Origin of the sequence: Bradyrhizobium retamae (assembly GCF_001440415.1) — a bacterium.
Classification (GTDB): Bacteria; Pseudomonadota; Alphaproteobacteria; order Rhizobiales; family Xanthobacteraceae; genus Bradyrhizobium; species Bradyrhizobium retamae.
Genome location: NZ_LLYA01000166.1, coordinates 1 through 19,370 on the forward strand (window position 1 = coordinate 1; position 19,370 = coordinate 19,370).

General features: G+C 62.4%; 22 protein-coding genes. 10 read left to right on the forward strand and 12 right to left on the reverse strand.

Annotation, left to right across the window (positions count from 1 at the left end; all coding sequences use genetic code 11):
- Positions 1 to 619, reverse strand: a 619-nt coding sequence (locus tag CQ13_RS23965) for a TCP-1/cpn60 chaperonin family protein (RefSeq protein WP_283807519.1), incomplete at its 3' end; no start/stop codon positions are given.
- Positions 620 to 755: 136 nt separating this feature from the next.
- On the reverse strand, positions 756 to 1,073 hold the full coding sequence (locus tag CQ13_RS23970) for a co-chaperone GroES (RefSeq protein ID WP_057845306.1): 318 nt from the start codon (positions 1,071 to 1,073) through the stop codon (positions 756 to 758).
- A 287-nt stretch (positions 1,074 to 1,360) separates the two neighbouring features.
- Here CQ13_RS23970 and CQ13_RS23975 point away from each other — a divergent pair, with 287 nt between their 5' ends.
- A complete protein-coding gene (locus CQ13_RS23975; RefSeq protein WP_057845307.1) occupies positions 1,361 to 1,645 on the forward strand; it encodes an usg protein in 285 nt (94 codons plus the stop codon).
- A 384-nt stretch (positions 1,646 to 2,029) separates the two neighbouring features.
- Positions 2,030 to 2,539 (forward strand): hypothetical protein, encoded by a 510-nt coding sequence (locus CQ13_RS23980; protein ID WP_156433844.1) that lies wholly within the window; start codon positions 2,030 to 2,032, stop codon positions 2,537 to 2,539.
- 47 nt (positions 2,540 to 2,586) lie between these two features.
- On the opposite strand, the gene pcaB is transcribed toward CQ13_RS23980, so the two are convergent.
- The 3 genes from pcaB to pip form a co-directional block, all read right to left on the reverse strand.
- Entirely contained in the window at positions 2,587 to 3,924 is a 1,338-nt protein-coding gene (gene pcaB, locus CQ13_RS23985) for a 3-carboxy-cis,cis-muconate cycloisomerase (RefSeq protein ID WP_057845309.1), read from the reverse strand.
- Positions 3,925 to 4,160: 236 nt separating this feature from the next.
- Positions 4,161 to 4,418: a hypothetical protein gene (locus CQ13_RS23990; RefSeq protein WP_028345952.1), complete on the reverse strand. Its 258-nt coding sequence runs from the start codon at positions 4,416 to 4,418 to the stop codon at positions 4,161 to 4,163.
- Between the two features lie 257 nt (positions 4,419 to 4,675).
- Positions 4,676 to 5,677 (reverse strand): prolyl aminopeptidase, encoded by a 1,002-nt coding sequence (gene pip / locus CQ13_RS23995; protein WP_197427415.1) that lies wholly within the window; start codon positions 5,675 to 5,677, stop codon positions 4,676 to 4,678.
- Between the two features lie 80 nt (positions 5,678 to 5,757).
- Between pip and coaD the strand changes: the two genes are divergently transcribed.
- The 6 genes from coaD (at position 5,758) to CQ13_RS24025 (ending at position 10,367) form a co-directional block, all read left to right on the forward strand.
- Positions 5,758 to 6,255 (forward strand): pantetheine-phosphate adenylyltransferase, encoded by a 498-nt coding sequence (gene coaD / locus CQ13_RS24000; protein ID WP_057845310.1) that lies wholly within the window; start codon positions 5,758 to 5,760, stop codon positions 6,253 to 6,255.
- Between the two features lie 43 nt (positions 6,256 to 6,298).
- On the forward strand, positions 6,299 to 6,841 hold the full coding sequence (locus CQ13_RS24005; protein WP_057845365.1) for a peptidylprolyl isomerase: 543 nt from the start codon (positions 6,299 to 6,301) through the stop codon (positions 6,839 to 6,841).
- Between the two features lie 4 nt (positions 6,842 to 6,845).
- Positions 6,846 to 7,286, forward strand: coding sequence for an energy transducer TonB (locus tag CQ13_RS24010; protein ID WP_057845366.1), 441 nt, complete (start codon positions 6,846 to 6,848; stop codon positions 7,284 to 7,286).
- Entirely contained in the window at positions 7,262 to 7,723 is a 462-nt protein-coding gene (locus tag CQ13_RS24015) for a peptidylprolyl isomerase (protein WP_057845311.1), read from the forward strand. The genes CQ13_RS24010 and CQ13_RS24015 overlap by 25 nt, the downstream gene beginning before the upstream one ends.
- A gap of 79 nt (positions 7,724 to 7,802) precedes the next feature.
- The gene (queA, locus tag CQ13_RS24020; protein WP_057845312.1) at positions 7,803 to 8,879 is read left to right on the forward strand and encodes a tRNA preQ1(34) S-adenosylmethionine ribosyltransferase-isomerase QueA; all 1,077 of its coding nucleotides are present in this window, start codon (positions 7,803 to 7,805) and stop codon (positions 8,877 to 8,879) included.
- Between the two features lie 177 nt (positions 8,880 to 9,056).
- On the forward strand, positions 9,057 to 10,367 hold the full coding sequence (locus CQ13_RS24025; protein WP_057845313.1) for a PQQ-dependent sugar dehydrogenase: 1,311 nt from the start codon (positions 9,057 to 9,059) through the stop codon (positions 10,365 to 10,367).
- Between the two features lie 111 nt (positions 10,368 to 10,478).
- Here the strand turns inward: CQ13_RS24025 and CQ13_RS24030 are convergent, their stop codons facing one another.
- From CQ13_RS24030 to CQ13_RS24050, 5 genes are all read right to left on the reverse strand, one after another.
- Positions 10,479 to 10,904, reverse strand: coding sequence for an SgcJ/EcaC family oxidoreductase (locus CQ13_RS24030; protein WP_057845314.1), 426 nt, complete (start codon positions 10,902 to 10,904; stop codon positions 10,479 to 10,481).
- A 471-nt stretch (positions 10,905 to 11,375) separates the two neighbouring features.
- Entirely contained in the window at positions 11,376 to 12,401 is a 1,026-nt protein-coding gene (locus CQ13_RS24035) for an aspartate-semialdehyde dehydrogenase (protein ID WP_057845315.1), read from the reverse strand.
- Positions 12,402 to 12,655: 254 nt separating this feature from the next.
- A complete protein-coding gene (locus CQ13_RS24040; RefSeq protein ID WP_245309285.1) occupies positions 12,656 to 13,216 on the reverse strand; it encodes a PepSY domain-containing protein in 561 nt (186 codons plus the stop codon).
- A gap of 321 nt (positions 13,217 to 13,537) precedes the next feature.
- Positions 13,538 to 14,278, reverse strand: a complete 741-nt coding sequence (locus CQ13_RS24045) for a TetR/AcrR family transcriptional regulator (RefSeq protein WP_057845368.1) — start codon at positions 14,276 to 14,278, stop codon at positions 13,538 to 13,540.
- 137 nt (positions 14,279 to 14,415) lie between these two features.
- A complete protein-coding gene (locus CQ13_RS24050; protein WP_245309286.1) occupies positions 14,416 to 15,504 on the reverse strand; it encodes a patatin-like phospholipase family protein in 1,089 nt (362 codons plus the stop codon).
- A gap of 291 nt (positions 15,505 to 15,795) precedes the next feature.
- Here CQ13_RS24050 and tgt point away from each other — a divergent pair, with 291 nt between their 5' ends.
- Positions 15,796 to 16,929, forward strand: a complete 1,134-nt coding sequence (gene tgt, locus CQ13_RS24055) for a tRNA guanosine(34) transglycosylase Tgt (protein WP_057845317.1) — start codon at positions 15,796 to 15,798, stop codon at positions 16,927 to 16,929.
- A 31-nt stretch (positions 16,930 to 16,960) separates the two neighbouring features.
- Here tgt and CQ13_RS24060 read toward each other — a convergent pair whose 3' ends face one another.
- Complete coding sequence (locus CQ13_RS24060; RefSeq protein WP_057845318.1) at positions 16,961 to 18,190, reverse strand: MFS transporter; 1,230 nt, start codon at positions 18,188 to 18,190, stop codon at positions 16,961 to 16,963.
- Between the two features lie 55 nt (positions 18,191 to 18,245).
- Here CQ13_RS24060 and CQ13_RS24065 point away from each other — a divergent pair, with 55 nt between their 5' ends.
- On the forward strand, positions 18,246 to 18,860 hold the full coding sequence (locus CQ13_RS24065; RefSeq protein ID WP_057845319.1) for a bifunctional transcriptional activator/DNA repair enzyme AdaA: 615 nt from the start codon (positions 18,246 to 18,248) through the stop codon (positions 18,858 to 18,860).
- A gap of 189 nt (positions 18,861 to 19,049) precedes the next feature.
- On the opposite strand, the gene CQ13_RS24070 is transcribed toward CQ13_RS24065, so the two are convergent.
- Complete coding sequence (locus tag CQ13_RS24070; RefSeq protein ID WP_057845369.1) at positions 19,050 to 19,265, reverse strand: hypothetical protein; 216 nt, start codon at positions 19,263 to 19,265, stop codon at positions 19,050 to 19,052.
- Positions 19,266 to 19,370 lie beyond the last annotated feature (105 nt).

Genomic DNA, 19,370 nt, shown 5'->3' on the forward strand with positions numbered 1-19,370 from the left:
TGGTGACGAAGTAGGGCGAGATGTAGCCGCGGTCGAACTGCATGCCTTCGACGACCTCGAGTTCGGTCTCGAGCGACTTGGCTTCTTCAACCGTGATCACGCCCTCGTTGCCGACCTTCTTCATAGCGTCGGAGAGGAACTTGCCGATCTCGGCGTCGCCGTTGGCGGAGATAGTGCCGACCTGGGCGATCTCCTCGTTGGAGGTGACCTTCTTGGAGTTCTTGACGAGGTCGGCGACCACGGCATCCACCGCCAAGTCGATACCGCGCTTCAGATCCATCGGGTTCATGCCGGCGGCAACCGACTTGGCGCCTTCGCGCACAATGGCTGCGGCCAGCACGGTCGCAGTGGTGGTGCCGTCGCCGGCCGCGTCAGCGGACTTGGAGGCGACTTCGCGCACCATTTGCGCGCCCATGTTCTCGAACTTGTCGTCGAGCTCGATCTCCTTGGCGACGGTGACGCCGTCCTTGGTGATGCGGGGTGCGCCGAACGACTTGTCGAGCACGACGTTGCGGCCCTTGGGACCGAGCGTGACCTTCACGGCGTTGTTGAGAATGTCGACGCCGCGCAGCATCCTGTCGCGGGCGTCGACGCCGAATTTGACTTCCTTGGCTGACATAATGATCTCCGTATTCCCAGATCCCAAGGTCCACGCGGTTAGGCGGATTCCTGAGGGATGAGATTTGGATTGCAGGCCTCTTCCTTCGAGACGCCGGCTGCGCCGGCTCCTCAGGTGAGGGAACGGGCTAAAGCGCTTAAGCGGCCTTCTTCTTGGCGGCGGGAACGTCAGTGAGAACGCCCATGATGTCGCTTTCCTCCATGATCAGAAGTTCCTGACCATCGAGCTTGACCTCGGTGCCCGACCACTGGCCGAACAACACGCGGTCACCCACCTTGAGGTCGATCGGGATCAGCTTGCCGGCTTCGTCACGGCCACCCGGGCCGACGGCGACGACTTCGCCCTGGGAGGGCTTTTCCTTGGCACTGTCCGGAATGAGGATGCCGCCAGCAGTCTTCTCTTCGGCGTCGATGCGTTTGACCACCACGCGATCGTGGAGCGGACGGAAGTTCATGCGATCCTCCAATGGCCTTTGTGATTATTATGGTTTGTGATTATTCTGGATTGGCAGTCGCAATGGGCGAGTGCTAGCCGCTCTTCTCACATAAGCCTGTGACACCGGCGCGCAAGGGCTTCGGTCCACGATGTTTGTCCGCAACTTGAGTTTCTCGAGGAGGGGCGATTGCTAGCAGCAGGCTAAGGAATATGCTGCTAGCGCGTTGATTACTATGACCTATTGAACGTTTTCGTTTATGGCGAATTGAGAATCATGCAACTGGTCTAGTTGGGCTGGAGGTTGGCATGGTCGAGAAAGATCCGGCTTCCAAGGATTTCAGGAAGCAGGTCCTAGGCTACGGACTGACAACAGCAGAAATCGTTTATCGCCGTCCGGATCGTCACTGGTTGCTGCAAACTTACGTCTGGCAGGACTACGACACGTTTCCAAATTTTCCGGCGCTAAAGGATTTCCTCGCGTTCTGGGAAACAAAGCTCGAAGGCCCGCTGTTTGCGGTCACCGTCGCGCACTCCAAACTGATCAAGCCTGCCGAACTACGCGCCGTGGACGGAGTCTTCCGGCTGCATTAACGCGAGGGCGCAGAGCTTTGGGGTGATCTCTGTCGCTCATGCGCAAAATGCTTTCGGGAAATTTTCTCTCTCCACGCGGGCCAATTCAGCGAGATCATACGGCGACGACGGGGAAAACGGCGAGAACGGGAACGGCGGGTAGCGCTTAGCGGTCGCGCACCACGCCTCGTCAAACTCAGCGGATGAGCGCAGTAGTCGCTCACCACGATTCCGGCTAGGGCGTGGACGCATTGGCGCGCAGCCATAGCCTGAAGAGGCGAGTTGGACGCTCACCCCGCGCGCCGCATTAGGGTTCCCATTCACGGTAAACCAAGCATTAACTATAGATTGATACACATTTGCTGTGTCCGGGTGGTGACCGTCCGGCCAACGGGAGCGGATCTCATGCCCGTCGAGATGCTGACGTATGCCGATCTGGGCGAACGGCTCAAGATTTCCCCAGAGGCTGCCCGCGCTCTGGTGAAGCGACACCGATGGCCGCGCTCCCGCTCCAACGACGGCAAGACGCTTGTCCAGGTCGATCTCAGCGAGTTCAGCCATTCCCCAATACCCCGTCAGCCGCAAACGCAGGCCGGTCACCAGGTGGTCACCGCCCTAAAGCAACGAATTGAGGCCCTGCAGACTGAGCTGGCAGAGATGAAGGTGATTGCCAGCGGCCATCGGGCCGACTTTGAGAGAGAATGCGAACGCACTAACAAGCTCTTGGCCGAACTGCTCAAAGTCAGCACGGAAAGCGTGGGAGCCCGGGAAAGGGCAGCTCTGCTCGAAGGGAAGCTATCGATGCTAACGCAGCCTTGGCGACGTCGGCTGGTCGATGCTTTCACCCTTGCTTTGCCACAAGTCGCCTCCAACCCTCGCGAGAGCGCCGGCCCCGTAGCCCAGTCACAGAATTGAACCGGCTGCCAGGCTGCGGGGTACTCCCGGACTCCTATTGATCGCGCTTATCGCTTGCCTCGGCGCGCGAGCACGCGGTCCACCATCGCCCCCGCGGTGCCGAGATAGTTGGACGGCTCGCATAACGCGGCGAGCTGGTCGCGCGGCAGAGCGGATGCGATGGCAGGGCGGCGCAGCAGCGCATCGAGCAGCGCATCGCCGCGGTCGAACGCATCGCGGCATGCGGCATAGACCTCGTCATGGGCCAACTGACGGCCAAGCGCGGGCGCGAGTCCCATCATGACCGCTTCGGCCACGATCAGACCGCGCGTGGCATGAAGGTTTCGCTTCATCGCCTGGGGATCGACGATCAGGCCGGACAGCATGAATTGCGCCTGCGCCAGCGACCCGGCCGTCAGCAAACAGACCTGGGGCAATGCCAGCCATTCGCAGTGCCAGGGCCCGGTGGCGCGCTCGAGATCCTGAACCATGGCATCTAGCATCAGCGAAGCGGCGTCGCGGGACGCCTTTGCGTTCGCCAGCAAAATTTCCGAGGAGATCGGGTTGCGCTTCTGCGGCATGGTCGAGGATGCGCCGCGATGCGAGGAGAACGGCTCGAACACCTCGCCGATCTCGGTCGCCATCAGGATCATGACGTCGTAGCCGATCTTGCCGAGCGCGCCGCAGATCACGGCCAGCGTCTGCACCATCTCGACCAGTCCGTCGCGGGCGACGTGCCAGGTGATGTCGGGTTCGACCAGACCGAGCACGCGGGCATAGGCGGCACGTACATTTAGTCCGCGATCGCCGAGTGAAGCCAGCGTTCCCGCCGCGCCGCCGAGCTGCGCCTGAAGGGCACGAGGCTTGACCTGCTCGAGCCGATCGGCCGAGCGCTGCAACGCCGACAGCCAGATCGCTGCCTTGTGGCCGAACGTGATCGGCATAGCCTGCTGCAGATGGGTTCGGCCGGCCATCGGCGTATCGCGGTGGAGGCGGGCGAGATTGGCAAGAGTTGCCACGACCTCGCCGAGCTGTGCTTCGATCAGCGCGACCGCTTCGCGTAGTTGCAGCACAGTCGCCGTATCCATGATGTCCTGGGTTGTCGCACCCCAGTGCAGATAGCGGCCGGCTTCGCCGAGTCGCTCCGATAGCTGGCGGACCAGGCCGACGATGGGATAGCCGACGTTCTCGGTGTCGCGCTTCAACTGCTCGATATCGAGCGCGATCGTCGGCGCCTGCCGCGCGATCGCCTCGGCTGCCTCACGCGGAATCACGCCGGCTTCGCCTTGCGCCGTGGCAAGCGCCACTTCGGCCTGCACATAGGCCTTGAGCTGTGCCTCGTCGGAAAACACCGTCCGCATGGCCGGCGTCGAGAAAACGTCGCGATAGAGGGCGCTGTCGAACATCGTGCTGGCCACGCGCTTGTTTCCTCCCTGCCAATATGTCCGGCCATCTGATTGAATTGATACGTACAAATCCGTCAAGCGCGCCCCACGAAGACCTCGAACTCATGCTCGCGCGCTCAGGCAGGCAGGAGAATTTCCCGCAATCCCAAGCCCCCAGAACGCAATGGCGAGCGGGGGGCATCCCTACTCGCCACGAGAGCGTTCCTTGGAGGTTAAGCGGAACGAAAACTACGCCGTTACGGGGTGCGGTCGGCGGTGACCAGGCGGGCTTCCCTCACAACGGCCTTGGAGCCGGCGGCGCGGAGGCAGGAAGCCTCGAAGTTCGGCCAAGCCTGCTGCGAGCAATCCTTGCCGACGGTGCGGATATCCAGGCGGTCACCCTTGGCAAGCGCCTGTGGCACGCTGGCTTCGACCTGAGGGGCAAAGCCGGGCAATACGGTCATCGCGGCAGCGATGAACGCGGCAGCAGCGATGGCGGAAAAAGCCTTGATCATGACGGTCCCCTGTCATGGGCCTTGGCGGCCCGTCGTTTCGTTGGGTGACCTTGTAGGGGGCGCAAGTTTCCGGCCGTCTTCGCCGCGTTCGAAAATGGTTTCTTCCCGGCCGAGTTTTGTTTCGTCGACTCGGGAGGGACGAAACAAACTGACCTGGAGGCACGCCAAGGGCGTCGGATCTAAAAATTATTAATAATATCAATGGCTTGATTGAAAATTAGCAGAGGCTTCTTTGCGAAACGGTCATCGGCCCCTGGTTACGCCATTGTCGCGAAACGATCGGTTGCGCGCACCAGTTGGTCGAGAATGCCCGGTTCTGACCAGGCATGACCTGCGCCCTCAATCAAATGGAATGTGGCATCGGCCCATGCCTTATGCAGAGCGTAAGCATACTTGACCGGACAGGGCATGTCGTAGCGGCCGTGCACGATTACCCCTGGAATGTTGCGGAGGCGATGGGCATTTCGAAGAAGTTGGCGATCCTCCATCCAGCAATCATGGACGAAATAGTGGTTTTCCAACCGCGCAAACGCGAGCGCGAAGTGACCGTCGCTGTAGGACGTCGACAATGCCTGGCTAGGAAGTAGCGTGATCGTTTCACCTTCCCAAAGTGTCCATGCCTTGGCTGCTTCGATCTGCGCCGCTCGGTCGTCGCCTGTAAGCAGTTTCCGATAGGCGGCAATCATGTCACCCCGTTCGCTCCGAGGTATGGGTGCTTGGAACTTCTCCCACTTCTCTGGAAATAGCTCCGAGACGCCGAACTGATAGTACCACTGCAGTTCGGCCCGGGTGACCGTGTAGACACCCCGAAGAATGAGTTCACTCACGCGGTGGGGATGCGTTTCGGCATAGGCCAGCGCAAGCGTCGAGCCCCATGAGCCCCCGAACAGCAGCCACTTTTCAACGCCCACGAGTTCACGCAGGCGCTCGATATCCGCTACCAAATGCCAGGTCGTATTCGCTTCGAGCCCCGCATGCGGCGTTGATCGCCCGCATCCTCGTTGGTCGAAGAGCACCACGTCGTACAGATTGGGATCAAACAGCCTTCGATAGTCGGGCGACAAGCCGCCGCCAGGACCGCCGTGCAGGAAGACGGCTGGCTTCGCCCCTGGCGTCCCCACTCGTTCATAGTAAACCCGATGGCCGTCTCCAACATCGAGAAAGCCGGTGCTGTAGGGCTCGATAAGTGGGTACAGGGACCGCAACTGACTCACAGAAGTGCCTCTCTCTCTCTTGTTTGTACCCGAAAGCTGGGCCATTGGCCGATTTCGAGCGCCAGCCGGACAGCGTTGGAACCGACCCGGCTTGCCCGGCCGCCCGAGGCGCGGTAGGAGGGAATATGTCCCGTATCGCGCTTTATCCCGGTTCATTCGATCCCATCACCAACGGCCATCTGGACGTGCTGCGGCACGCCGTGACGCTGTGCGATCGCCTGATTGTCGCCATCGGAGTCCATTCCGGCAAGAAGCCGCTGTTTTCGATCGAGGAGCGGCTCGACATGGTTCGGGCGGTATGTGAGCCGATTGCGCAAAAGGCCGGCTGCGCTTTCGACTGCACCACCTACGACAATCTCACCGTAGCTGCGGCGCGGCAGGTCGGCGCGACCATCATGATTCGCGGCCTGCGCGACGGAACCGATATGGATTACGAGATGCAGCTTGCCGGCATGAATGAGGTGATGGCGCCAGAGGTGCACACCGTGTTCGTCCCGGCGTCGCCTGCGGTCCGCCCGATCACCGCCACGCTGGTTCGCCAGATCGCCGGCATGGGCGGCGACTTCTCCGCCTTCGTGCCGCCCCAGATTGCCGCGAGGCTGAAGGCCAAGTTCGCGGGTTAACGCGCTCGTACGCGCTGTCCTGTTTCACATGACCGGAGCTTTCATGATCCGAATTCTCGCACTCGTCGCCGCGCTCGTCTGTGCGGTTCCCGCAATCGCGCAGCCGCTGCCTGCCAATCTCGACAAGGCGAATGCGATCGTGATCGACACGACCAAGGGCCGTATCGTGATCAAGCTGCGGACCGACATCGCGCCCCAGCATGCCGAACGCATCAAGCTGCTCGCGCGGGAGGGCTACTACAACAACGTGCCGTTCCATCGCGTGATCGAAGGGTTCATGGCGCAGACCGGCGACGGCAAGAATTTCAATGGCACCGGCGGCTCGAAACATCCGAACCTGCCGGCCGAGTTCTCCAACGTGCCGTATAAGCGCGGCATCGTCGGCATGGCGCGAACCAGCGATCCCAACTCGGCGAACTCGCAATTCTTCATCATGTTCGCGGAAGGCGCGTCGCTGAACGGCAAGTACACCGTGATCGGCGAAGTGGTGTCGGGCATGGATGTGGTCGACAGGATCAAGCGCGGCGAACCGGTCGTCGACCCCGACAAGATGGTGAAGGTGCAAGTCGCATCCGACATCAAGTGAGGCCATGACGGCGGGCCGCAGCAAGCCATTCATCTGGTTTGCCGCTGCTCTCGTGTGGCTCGCATCGGGTGCGCATGCGAAGGCTCAGCCGCAGCAGCTCGATACCCTCAAGGACGTCTTCGCCAAACTGTATTCCTGCTGGCAGCCGCCGCCTTATTCGCGCGCCAACCCGATGGACATCACAGTTGTCGTCAGTTTCAACCGCGAAGGCGCCATTCTCGGTCAACCCAGGATTACCTATGAATCCGGAAACCCCAGCGATAATGACCGGATTGCGTATCGGACTGCCGTCATGGAAGCATTGCAACGCTGTACGCCGTTGCCATTTACCGAGGGACTGGGCGGTGCGGTCGCCGGCCGGCCTTTCGCGGTCACTTTCAGAACCCGCAAACGTCCACCCAAACCGGAAGAGAAACGAGCATGGCTGACACAGAAAATAGTTTGATCCTTGAAACCACCCAGGGCCCCGTCACCATCGAAATGCGTCCCGACCTCGCGCCTGGCCACGTCGCTCAGATCAAGAAGCTGGTGCGCGAGGGATTTTACGACGGCATCGTGTTCCATCGCGTCATCGAGGGCTTCATGGCGCAGACCGGCTGCCCGCACGGCACCGGCACCGGTGGTTCCGGCAACAAGCTGAAGGCCGAGTTCAACAAGGAACCGCATGTGCGGGGCACCGTCTCGATGGCTCGCGCCGCGAGCCCGGATTCCGGCGACAGCCAGTTCTTCATCTGCTTCGATGACGCCTCCTTCCTCAACGGCCAGTACACGGTCTGGGGCAAGGTCACGTCGGGCATGGAGAACGTCGACAAGATCAAGCGCGGCGAGCCGGTGCAGAATCCGGACAAGATCGTCAAAGCGCGGATGGCGCTCGACGCGTGATTTTGAAGCCGTCATTCCGGGGCACGCGAAGCGTGAACCCGGAATGACCTGATTGCGTCACGCTGGAGCGCATCGCGCCATGCGCACCGACCTCTTCGACTTCGAACTCCCCGCCACCAGCGTCGCGCTGCGGCCCGCGAGCCCGCGCGATGCTGCGCGGATGCTGGTGGTGCAGCCCGATGGGGTGCTGCGTGACCGAACCGTCGCCGAGTTGCCGCAATGGCTGGAGCCCGGCGACCAACTCGTCGTCAACGACACCAAGGTGATCTCCGCCCAACTCAAGGGCCGGCGCATCGGCCGTGAGACCGAGCCGAAGATCGAGGCGACGCTGATCAAGCGGCTGGACGGGTCGCGCTGGCGCGCACTGGTCAAGCCGGCGAAGAAGCTCGCGCCCGGCGACATCGTTCGCTTCGGCAATGAAGGCAAGGTCTGCCTGCTCGGCCACCTCGATGCCGAGGTCGAGGCCAGGGGCGCAGAAGGCGAGGTCACGCTGTCGTTTTCGTTTCACGGTCCGGCGCTGGATCAGGCCATCGCCGATCTCGGCACGCCGCCGCTGCCGCCCTATATCGCCTCCAAACGCGCGCCAGACGATCGCGATGCCGCCGACTATCAGACCATGTTCGCCGCAAATGAGGGGGCGGTCGCGGCACCGACGGCGGGACTGCATTTCACGCCTGAGCTCGAGACGGCGCTACGCCGCCACGGCGTCGAATTGCATCGGATAACGCTGCATGTCGGGGCAGGGACCTTCCTGCCCGTGAAGGTGGAGGAGACCTCCGAGCACAGGATGCATGCCGAATGGGGATCGATCTCGGTTGATACCGCTGCTGCGTTGAATGCCGCGCGCGCCCAGGGCGGGCGCATCATAGCTGTCGGCACCACGTCGCTACGGCTATTGGAGAGCGCCACGCGCGAAGACGGCACCGTCCAGCCGTTCGACGGCGAGACCTCGATCTTCATCACGCCGGGCTTTCGCTTTCGCGCGGTCGATATCCTCATGACCAATTTCCACCTGCCGCGCTCGACGCTGTTCATGCTGGTGTCGGCGTTCTCCGGTCTGGACACGATGAAGCGCGCCTATGCGCATGCGATCGCCGCCGGCTACCGGTTCTATTCCTACGGCGATGCTTGCTTACTGTTTCGCGCGCCGGATTGAGGCGAAGCCGGACGTCTTCGCTGGGAAAAGAGGCCCGCCAATTGGGCGGGCACAGGTCAGGGAGGAAGCGCTCTGACAATAAAGCGCCAACACCTGTCTCTTTGATTCGGCGGCTGACGCCAAGATCGTATAACTACCGCCTCGGCGCATCGGTGCGCGGGAACAAGAGGGCTTTGCATGAACTTTTCCGGCATTTTCGCGCGAATAGTCGCGCTGATCGGCGCCGCGGCGCTGCTGTGGCGACGTCTGCAGGGATCCGCGCCCAAAGCGGCCTGGGGCAGCGCGCCGGCAATTCCGGTGGCGAAGCCGCAAGGGGCGATCCCGACGCTCAAGATGCCGACGGCGCAGGGCTGGAGCGACGGGCAGAAGCCGACCGCGGCGCCCGGGCTCAAGGTCAACGCGTTTGCGACCGGCCTAGACCATCCGCGCTGGATCAACGTGCTGCCCAATGGCGACGTGCTCGTCGCAGAAGCCACCCAGATCGCGGGACCGCCCAGGAGCGTGTTCCACTATGCGATGCAGGCCACGATGCGGCGTGCCGCGGCGCTCGGTGTCAGCGCCGATCGCATCACCCTGTTGCGCGATCGCGATGGTGACGGCGTTGCGGAGGGGCGCGGGATTTTCATGGAAGGGCTGAGCCAGCCGTTCGGCATGGCGCTGGTTGGCGACACCTTCTACGTCGGCAACACGGACGGCGTGGTTGCCTTTCCCTATGTGGCTGGCGTGGACGGCATCACCGCCGAGGGCCGAAAACTCGTCACGTTCAAGCCCGGCGGGCATTGGACGCGGAGCCTGCTGCCGAGCGCGGATGGCAAGAAGCTCTACGCCGGCGTCGGCTCGCTCAGCAACATCGCCGAGAGCGGGATGGAGGTCGAGCAAGGCCGCGCTGCGATCTATGAGCTCGATCTGGCTAATGGCACGAGCCGTATCTTCGCCAGCGGCCTGCGTAACCCCGTGGGCCTCGCCTGGGAGCCCAACACGGGCGGGCTTTGGACCGTCGTCAACGAGCGCGACGGCCTCGGCGACGAAACACCGCCGGACTATCTGACGTCGGTGCGCGACGGCGGCTTCTACGGCTGGCCCTATTGCTACTGGGGACAGACGGTGGACGACCGCGTGCCGCAGGATCCGGCCATGGTCGCGAAGGCGATCACGCCGGACTATGCGCTCGGTGGCCACACCGCCTCGCTCGGCCTGTGCTGGATGCCATCAGGCACGCTGCCGGGCTTTCCGGATGGCATGGTGATCGGCCAGCACGGCTCCTGGAATCGCAGCACGCTGAGCGGCTACGCCGTCGTCTTCGTGCCTTTCGAGAACGGCCGCCCCTCCGGCCCGCCGCGGGATATTCTGACGGGCTTTCTCGCAGCCGATGAGAAGGTCTCGTACGGGCGACCGGTCGGCGTCACGCTCGGACCCGACCGCTCGCTGCTGGTGGCCGACGATGTCGGCAACGTCATCTGGCGTGTGACGGGCGATCGACGGGACTGAGCCGGGTCGCGGCTCGTGTGGGCTACGATCGCGGCTCCGGATCAATCCAGACGAGCCGCGACCCGGCTGCAGCGGAGTTCCTACCGATATCACCAACGGAGAGCTGGTGAGCTATTTCGGTGTTGAGGGCATGGCCGAGGAATGGTGGTCGACGATTAGCCAACGCTCGCCGTTCTTGACGTAAGTGAAACTGTAACGCGCGGGCAAGGTCTTCGCCTCGCCATCCCTGACATAGGAGAACGTGTAGTAACCAGTGTTGATCGCCGCATTCCCGTACACGCGGACCAATTGATCGCCGAAGGCGACCTTCAGGCCGGGCAGAACCTTGAAGGCGTTCACGAAATAATCTTGTAGCGCCGCCCGATCGGAACGTACGGTCGGCGACAGCGTGCCCCAGAGCACGGCGTCGTCCGCATAGAGAGTCAAGACTTTTTCGGTATCGCCTCCGCCAATAGCTTGCCCCCATGCCGAGGCCGCCGCCGCTACCTCCGTTTTCGGTTCGACCAAAGCGCTGGAGCCAAATGATAGCAGCACCATGCACAGGGCAAGCGCTGCACTAGCTGCTCTTGTAAATGATCGCATGACGCACTCCCTTGCGAATACGGCCAGATATGAGACGGCCTCTTGCAATGCGAGCGATTAGACTTGCGTGGTTTGGCGTCAGGTAATCGATGTCACCTGGGCTCATAAATTGAACTTGAACTGTCCCAACCTGGCTTGACGGTGTTCGTGACCTCACACGAGTGAAACTACATCATCCGCGACCGGCGAACCATAAGTCAGAGCGGTTGACTTACCAGAGAGCAAAAAGGTCGATGTCCCCCTTGGGTCAAAATGGGCAATGTCCCGATTGAGAAGTGTGTAGGATGGGCAAAGCGACTTGTCCGCCGTAGCTCGAAGAGCGAAGGCGGAAGCCGCCCACCATTCACGATAACGGTGCGGACCGATGGTGGGCACGGCGCTGATGCGCCTTTCCACCCTACGGCACTGTGCGAACTGGTCTCGGCTTCACGCCATCGCGCGCTGCGGCAGCAATTCCGCGATCTGGATCGCGTTCAGCGCTGCACCCTTCAGGAGCTGGTCGGCCGACACGAACATCGAGATCGAATGGCCGGACGCGTCGCTGAGATCCTGACGGATGCGGCCGACCAAAACGTCGTCCTGGCCAGAGGCATCGATCGGCATCGGGAAATAGTTCTTCGCCCGGTCGTCGACGATTCTGACGCCTGGCGCCTTCGACAGGATCGCGCGCACCTCATTCTCGGTGATCGGCCTTTCGCATTCGAAGGTGATGGCTTCGCAATGGGCGCGCAGCACCGGCACGCGGACGCAGGTGACGCCGACGGCGATCTTGTCGTCCTCGAATATCTTGCGTGTCTCCTTGATCACCTTGGTCTCTTCGTCGTTGTAGCCGGTCTCGGGATCGATTGCCGTGTTGTGGCTGAAGACGTTGAAGGCGTAGGGGAGCGGGATCACCTTGGGCGTGAACGGCCGGCCATCGAGATAGGCGCGGGTCGACTCCACGAGCTCTTCCATGGCGGCCGCGCCTGCGCCGCTTGCCGCCTGGTAGGTCGAGACGATCATGCGCTTGATGCGGTTCTGGCGGTGGATCGGCCACAGCGGCACCAGCGCGGTAATCGCCGAACAGTTCGGAACGGCGATGATGCCCTTGTGGTCGCGGATGCGGCCCGCGTTGATCTCCGGGATGACCAGCGGCACGTTCGGGTCCATCCGGAACGCCGAGGAATTGTCGACCACGACCGCGCCGGCCTTCACGGCGGCAGGCGCGAACTTGCGCGAGATGCCGCCGCCCGCCGAGAACAGCGCGATGTCGACGCCCTCGAACGACTTCTCGGTGAGCTCCTCGATCACGATCTTCTCGCCGCGAAAATCGATGGTCTTGCCGGCCGAGCGGGCGCTCGCCAGCGCCTTGAGCTTGCCGACCGGAAAAGCGCGCCTGTCCATGGTGGCGATGAATTCGGCGCCGACCGCGCCGGTCACGCCGGCAATGGCTACAACGGGTTCGTGGCTCACGGGTCTGTCCTCTGGTTGTGCATCATGGCTTGCGGGCAATAAAAAAGCCCCGGTCCTTTTCAGGCGGGGCTTCGGTTCAGATAATGCGATCGTTCGACTACGCGCGCACGGCTCCCGAGCCCCCGGAGGGTACTTTGGTTTTCGTGGTCGCTTTGGTCGAAGTCGTCATGGCGCCGACTTATGCGGCAGCTTGGGGCTGCCGTCAACGGCTTTTCGCCTCATCCGGGCTGTAACGGGGGGCAGACGAGCCCGCATCATCGCCGCCTTGCGGCGCCGGGAGGCTCGAGGACCACCGCTTTCAGGTCGTTGCCACTCATGACGACGATCGCGAAATTCAGCCGGCCGCGTTCGCGGATCAGGCCGCCGCTGATGGCCTTGCCCGACGCCGCGCGCTCGGCCACGCGGACGGCATCTGCCAGGCGCTGCCGGATCGTCTTGAGTGCAACGAGGTTGCTGCGGTCCGCGGCATCGAACTCCTTCAGGGGCAGGGCGGCTTCGCCGCCGACGATCTTGCCAGTCGTGGCGTCGATGGCGTGGTGCCAGATGCGATCGTTGTGAAGGGTCTTGACGCGGTAGACTGGTGAATCCGGCGCGCCGTCGAAGCTGACATCGGCGGTCGTCGCGCCGGCATGCAGGGCTTCGGCAATCGCCATCGCCTGGCTCAGCGAGATCGCCGACCCACGGAAGAGCTCGAGCTCGCGGCTGACCGCCTGCTGGTCGGACGCGGCGCCATCGCCGGCCTCGTTGCGGAGCGAGGCTGGCTCGCCGGTCGACGACGCGATGGCATAGACCGGGCCAGGCAGGGTGAACGCCACAAGGACGGCTGCAAGCAACGGTCTCCAGGATCTCGGCGCATGCATTGTTGCAGTCTCCATCGATGAGCCTGTCTCTGCCGGCGGTTGGGCCGGATCGTCTGGAAGAAAGCGCGGCCGACCCCTTGGAGGCATACGGGTCGGCCGCCGAACGCCGCAAAGGTACCGCCGCTTGCGGCGATCGAAGCGGTGCGAGCCCCCGCTGGGACCAGTGAAAGCAGAAATCCGCACTTCGCTTATAATAAAACCATACCGTATCGTTTTGTTTCGGTCAACGATACCGCCATGGTGTAACGCACGTGAAACGCCGTTCTCACGGAATTGTCAGCGGGAGGGACGTCGCCGAACGGTTCCCTTGGGGGCGGACTGGACGCGGCTCGATGGCCCAAGCGCACCGGCCAGAAACAGCCTGATCGCCAAGCGCATGCGTTTTTCGGCGGACTTCATCTCCAGCGGCGTTCCGAACGTCGCCATGCGGTGGGTGTGACCGACGACAACATCGAGAAAGACCTCTGCCGCGATGCCGGTATCCTCGACGTCCATAGCGCCTTGTGCGACCAAATGATCAAAGAAACGCGCGGTCGTGGAAACGGCCTTCAACCAGCCCTCTTCCTTGCCGAGTTTGGCAATGTCGGGAAAGTTGATGGCCTGTGACGTCATCATGCGGCTGAACGCAACGGCATCGGGTCCGCAGGTGAACATCAGCATCTCGCGCCCGACCTCTATCAGGCGCTGCTCGACCGAAATGTCCGAGGAACGCGTGAGCTGCCCCTCCGCCGCTTCAGCAAGCGGCGCAAGCCAGCGCGCAATCTCGCGCCTCAGCACCTCCGCAAACAGCCCGCGCTTGTCGCCGTAGCGCGAATAGACAGTGGGCTTGCTGACCCGGGCTGCTTCCGCAACCGCATCAAGCGAGGTCGCATCGTAGCCCCGGTCCAAAAAAAGGCGGGTGGCAACTTCGATCAGCCGCTGATCACGCTCGATGGCCGCGCTCTTCGTCGGCCGGCCGCCGCGCGACTTCGGGACCTCTCGTCCTGCCGGTCTGGCCTTGGTCGCAGTCAATCCCATGCCCATCGATTCCTGCGCGGTCGTGATATCAGTCATTGCTCTATAGCGCGCAGTAACAGGGGCGTCATCGCGAATCTGGCCGAATTGGCCATATCGTCAACGGTCTCGGCAGGTCGTCGTTCCGCTCCTAAAGCGGCTCACGGAAGCGTCGAGGTCCAGGCGCGGCCCGATGCAGCCTTCTCATAGCCATACCGATAAAGGGCGCGCATGTAGGCGGTGTCGAATCCCTCCGAGGGCGACGCGGGATAGTCGCGCTCAATATAGGACAGATGGAAGCCCCACCGATTGCGCTTGGCGAAATCGTAGGTCGAGAAGATGACCGAGCGCGTCTGGGACTGGGTGATCGACGACAGGCTGCGTGAGGCGACATCGATCGTGCTGTTGGACACGAGCTCAAACGTTCGCTCGAGCTTCTTGTTGACGAGGATGTAGATGTTCATCCGGCTGTTTCCGGGCAGACGTCCCTGGAAGAGCAGAGCATCCGGCAGGGTCAGGACCGGAGCGGTCACGCCGCCGTCGACATGCATCTCCTCAAAGCGCCGGCCCTGGCCCTCGGCCTCGATCAGGATCGGCGGGAACACCAGGGGAATGCTGGCGGAGGCCGCCATCACGTCGCGAAACAGTCGCAGCGCCTCGGGCGAACCGACGGCTGCGATTTTCCCCATGTCCCAAACGACCGTGCGTTGGGTGTCGAGATCGGTCGTCACCACCAGCAGTTTTCGGCCCTTGGCATTTTCGCGTGCAACGGCGGCCAGGATCTCCGGCCCGACATAGCGGGCCACCAGCTCGCGCAGTCGCGTATTGCCGAACAGGCCGGATCCGAAGAGCACGCGAACGATGCTGGGATCAGCGAGCAGGCTCTCCGCTATGCCGCTGGTGTAGACCTCCCTCAACGTGTCGTCGTATTGGGACCCGAGGAACGCGAAAGGCGCGATCAGGCCGCCGGTGCTTACGCCGGAGACGACCGAGAAGGTCGGGCGACTGCCGGCTGCGGTCCAGCCGTTCAACACGCCCACGCCATAGGCGCCATCGGCGCCGCCGCCGGAGAGCGCGAGATAGGTCTTGGTTGAGGAGAGGTCTTTCTCGAAACGGAATTTTGTGACGGGTTCGTCGGTGTAGCGCCGCAGGCCGTCGATATCGAGCACGCGGGAGCTGGAGGCATCCGCAGCGCTGTAGGGCGTCCGCGGCAGGGACGTGCAGGCGGCAGCCGCGAGGCTGCACAGCAAGACGGCTGACCTGAGCAGGCGTGAGCCTGCCCTCCTGATCCGGCCGTCGGAGAGGATTGATCCTGTCAGGAAAGAGGGGAAGGGCATTCGCCGTCAGCCACATCGTACATGCACTTGCCGCCGCCGGCCTCATAGCCCCGCGTTAGGTTTACAAAACTATACGGTATCGTTTTATTTAGCAAGCGAAAAGCAGGCTCGGGCGGCTCAATTGTGTCCGGCGTGGGGCACGGGCTGCTCGAAACGCGCACTGGGCGGTTGATTGGCCGTTCCCGGCACGCAATAAGCAGCGCCATGAGTCTTCCCAATCATTTCGAATTGCTCGCCACCAATGGTACTGCGCGCACCGGCCGGCTGACCACGCCGCATGGCGTGGTGCAAACCCCGGCCTTCATGCCGGTCGGCACGGCGGGGGCGATGAAGGGCATGCATTGGCGCGAGGTACGCGATGCCGGCGCCGATATCGTGCTCGGCAACACCTATCATCTGATGCTGCGGCCGGGGGCCGAGCGGATCGCGGCACTGGGGGGCCTGCAGACGTTCACGGGGTGGAACGGGCCGATGCTGACGGACTCCGGCGGCTTCCAGGTGATGTCGCTGTCGGATTTGCGCAAGGTGAGCGAGAAGGCCGTGACTTTTCGCTCGCATATTGATGGCGCCAAGGTCGAATTGTCGCCGGAGCGTTCGATCGAAGTGCAGCGGCTGCTCGGCGCCGACATCGCGATGCAGATGGACGAATGCGTGCGGCTGCCAGCTACGCGCGACGACATCGAGCGCGCGATGCGCCTGTCACTACGCTGGGCAGAACGCAGCAAACGCGCGTTCGAGAGCGCGCCCGACGGCAACATGCTGTTCGGCATCGTGCAGGGCGGCGACATTCCCGAGATGCGCCACATCAACGCGCGCGAACTGGTCGACATCGGTTTCCATGGCTACGCGATCGGCGGACTTGCGGTCGGCGAGCCGCAGGCGGTGATGCTGGCGATGATCGAGGAAACCGCGCCGGCGCTTCCCGTCGATCGCCCGCGCTATCTGATGGGCGTCGGCACACCCGAGGATTTGCTGGAAGCGGTGGCGCGCGGCATCGACATGTTCGATTGCGTGCTGCCGACAAGGAACGGGCGGCACGGCATGGCGTTCACCCGCTTCGGCCAGATCAATCTGCGCAACGCCCGTCATGCCGACGATCCGCGGCCGCTCGACGAGGAGAGCGAGTGGCCCTCGGCGCGCAACATCTCGCGCGCATATTTGCATCATTTGGTCAGGTCAGGAGAGACGCTCGGCGCAATGCTGCTGTCGGAGATCAACGTGGCCTATTACCAGCATCTGATGCAGGGCATGCGTGAAGCGATCACCGCCGGCACGTTCGAGACGTTCCAAGAGCAAACGCGCGCCGGATGGGCGAAGGGTGATATACCGCCGCGCTAGGGAGCGGACTGGCCAGGGCGTAACTCGACCTTCAAGTTGAAGTCGCTGGAGCAGGTGCGGACCTTCGGTTAAGCAGAATGATCGCCAGGGCCAGAAACTGAACCACTGCAATGAGCGCGAACGGCAATTGATAATTGGCCGTCGTGTCACGCATGGCGCCAATGATTGCAGGTGCGAATGCAAATACCCCCTGGTTGATCGCGATAATAAGCGCCACTGCGGTGCCGACATCCTCGCGTTCGAACTCCTTCTGCACGATCAATGGCGGGAGTGACGTCAGATTGCCGAAGCCGAGACCGAAGAGAACGCATCCGAGCGTAAGACCCACCCATCCAGTACTGAAAATCAACCATAGGACGCCGCCAATCTGCACGGCAAAGTTGATCGCAGCCGCGAAACGGCGGTCATGCTCACCGATCCATTTCCCAGCCAGGGTTCGGCCGATGATGGCACATATCGTAGCCAGGCTGACAAGAAACCCCGCGTAGCTAATCCCAAGGTCCGGCGTCAGACGAGCTACCAGGTGAGCGAGCAGGCCGATCTGTGCGAACAGGCCAAGCGAGAAGGCGGCCGAAATCGTGATGAAGCGTGAGGTTCGAATGATCTCGGTGCGTGTCCGTCGTGGCCTTTGGCTCGGTGCTGCCCTATGCGATGCATCGCCGTCTGGAGCCAGGCCCATTTGGCCAGGCGATTTAGCCAGGAATCTGACGCAGAGATATGCAACCGTGGCCACCATGCAGCCTCCGACGAGGAGCGCCGCTGATGGGAATCCGATCGATCGTATCAGGTAGACCCATATCGGCACGAACAGCACGCCGCCGACGCTGGCGCCATTGAATGCCAGGGCGATCGCCATCGGCCGGTCGCGATCGAACCATTTTGCCACGATGGCGTTCAGCGCTGCTCCGCTCGTCATGGCCCAACCAGCCCCGCTCGGCAAAGTCGCGGCGAACAACTGCCACGGCTCGCGTGCGCCGGACCAAAAAATCAGGCCCGTCGCCATTGCGACCGCCCCAATGAACGTCGTTGTGGCGATCCCCAGTCGGCGATGAATCTCCGGCAGATAGGCTATGATGATTGCGCTGACCAAGAAGTGGGCCGTGATAGCCATTGAAATCTTCGAGATCGCCCAACCTCGCGATTCGTGCAGCGATTGAAGAAATACCGAAGGGCCGTAGAACCCGATGCCCCAGGCGAACACGGCGATCGCAAACGCCGACCAGGCAACCGACCATCCAAAGAAGCGGCTCGCCGCGACCATTGTCTCCGTTCTCCCAAAACATAAGATGAGCACGACGTAGCATCAGGAGCGCGGAATGGCTCGCCGCAAACGGACTCCGTCGTCGACAAGGACGGAGCTTGGCAATCTGGACATCGCAGCCTGCGAGCGGGCTCGCGTCAGCCGTGATCGACGGTTCGACGGTCGGTTCTTCTCAGGTGTCAGGACAACGCGCATTTACTGCCGTCCGGTCTGTCCGGTTCGCCCCGCGAAGGCGGAGAACGTGTCCTATTATCCGTCTGCAGCGGCGGCGGAGCGCGCCGGATTTCGGCCGTGCCTGCGGTGCCGGCCGGAGACGGCGCCATTCTCTCCAGCCTGGAAGGGCTCATTGGCGACGGTCGAACGCGCGATGCGACTGATCGCCAGGGGCGCACTCGATCGGGCGACTGTTGAAGCGCTCGCGGCCCGTCTTGGCGTCGGGGCGCGGCATCTATCTCGATTGTTCGACAAGCATGTCGGCGCGAGCCCCGGTCAGGTTGCCAAGACGGCACGGGTACAGCGGGCGAAGCGACTTTTAGATGATACTGAACTGCCGATGACCGAGATTGCGTCGCTGGCTGGCTTTCGCAGCCTGCGCCGCTTTAATGCGGTCTTTGCGGAGGTCTACAAGCGTCCTCCGAGCGACATTCGGCGGAGGCTGCGGAACGTCTAGAAATTTCAGGACCTATACCGCATGGTCGCATTTCGCACCGAACCGATCGGCAAGGGTAGCTTCGAGGCGTCCAAAAGCAAACGCGCGCCGGATGGGCGCGCGGTGACATTGCTCCGAGATAGGCTGTTTTAGTTTGACGCGTTTTCTTTACGCGAACCGGACGCCACTTCGCTTGAAAACGCTATGGCCTCAATTACAGGCGAACCTCTTGACCGAATGCTTGGTCACGAAGCCATAACCGCAGGTGTCACAGGTCCAGAGATAGCTGATCACGTTGTCCTGCAGGTAGGCGGAGGCTTCCGCTGCTACCATCGTGTCGGCACACACGGGGCAAGTCGGCAAATCGCAGCCGCGCGGATCGGGCCTAGACGCTAGGGTCGACAGGATTTCAGCAATAGCTGGCATCGTGACCTCCATGCGATCTGAACCTCAGGCCCAGCTCACAACGAAAGTATAAGCAGAAATCTTTGACGATGTCGCAACACAAATGCGTTGATTTCGCGATATTTA

Bases quoted from the DNA above. Each gene is read 5' to 3' on its own strand.
- tgt (WP_057845317.1), top strand. From the start codon at position 15,796: ATGAGTCTTCCCAATCATTTCGAATTGCTCGCCACCAATGGTACTGCG.
- coaD (WP_057845310.1), top strand. From the start codon at position 5,758: ATGTCCCGTATCGCGCTTTATCCCGGTTCATTCGATCCCATCACCAAC.
- queA (WP_057845312.1), top strand. From the start codon at position 7,803: ATGCGCACCGACCTCTTCGACTTCGAACTCCCCGCCACCAGCGTCGCG.
- CQ13_RS24005 (WP_057845365.1), top strand. From the start codon at position 6,299: ATGATCCGAATTCTCGCACTCGTCGCCGCGCTCGTCTGTGCGGTTCCC.
- CQ13_RS23980 (WP_156433844.1), top strand. From the start codon at position 2,030: ATGCCCGTCGAGATGCTGACGTATGCCGATCTGGGCGAACGGCTCAAG.
- CQ13_RS24015 (WP_057845311.1), top strand. From the start codon at position 7,262: ATGGCTGACACAGAAAATAGTTTGATCCTTGAAACCACCCAGGGCCCC.
- CQ13_RS23975 (WP_057845307.1), top strand. From the start codon at position 1,361: ATGGTCGAGAAAGATCCGGCTTCCAAGGATTTCAGGAAGCAGGTCCTA.
- CQ13_RS24065 (WP_057845319.1), top strand. From the start codon at position 18,246: ATGGCTCGCCGCAAACGGACTCCGTCGTCGACAAGGACGGAGCTTGGC.
- CQ13_RS24060 (WP_057845318.1), bottom strand. From the start codon at position 18,190: ATGGTCGCGGCGAGCCGCTTCTTTGGATGGTCGGTTGCCTGGTCGGCG.
- CQ13_RS23970 (WP_057845306.1), bottom strand. From the start codon at position 1,073: ATGAACTTCCGTCCGCTCCACGATCGCGTGGTGGTCAAACGCATCGAC.
- CQ13_RS24025 (WP_057845313.1), top strand. From the start codon at position 9,057: ATGAACTTTTCCGGCATTTTCGCGCGAATAGTCGCGCTGATCGGCGCC.
- CQ13_RS24045 (WP_057845368.1), bottom strand. From the start codon at position 14,278: ATGGGATTGACTGCGACCAAGGCCAGACCGGCAGGACGAGAGGTCCCG.
- CQ13_RS24030 (WP_057845314.1), bottom strand. From the start codon at position 10,904: ATGGTGCTGCTATCATTTGGCTCCAGCGCTTTGGTCGAACCGAAAACG.
- pcaB (WP_057845309.1), bottom strand. From the start codon at position 3,924: ATGTTCGACAGCGCCCTCTATCGCGACGTTTTCTCGACGCCGGCCATG.
- pip (WP_197427415.1), bottom strand. From the start codon at position 5,677: ATGGCCCAGCTTTCGGGTACAAACAAGAGAGAGAGAGGCACTTCTGTG.
- CQ13_RS24070 (WP_057845369.1), bottom strand. From the start codon at position 19,265: ATGCCAGCTATTGCTGAAATCCTGTCGACCCTAGCGTCTAGGCCCGAT.
- CQ13_RS23990 (WP_028345952.1), bottom strand. From the start codon at position 4,418: ATGATCAAGGCTTTTTCCGCCATCGCTGCTGCCGCGTTCATCGCTGCC.
- CQ13_RS24010 (WP_057845366.1), top strand. From the start codon at position 6,846: ATGACGGCGGGCCGCAGCAAGCCATTCATCTGGTTTGCCGCTGCTCTC.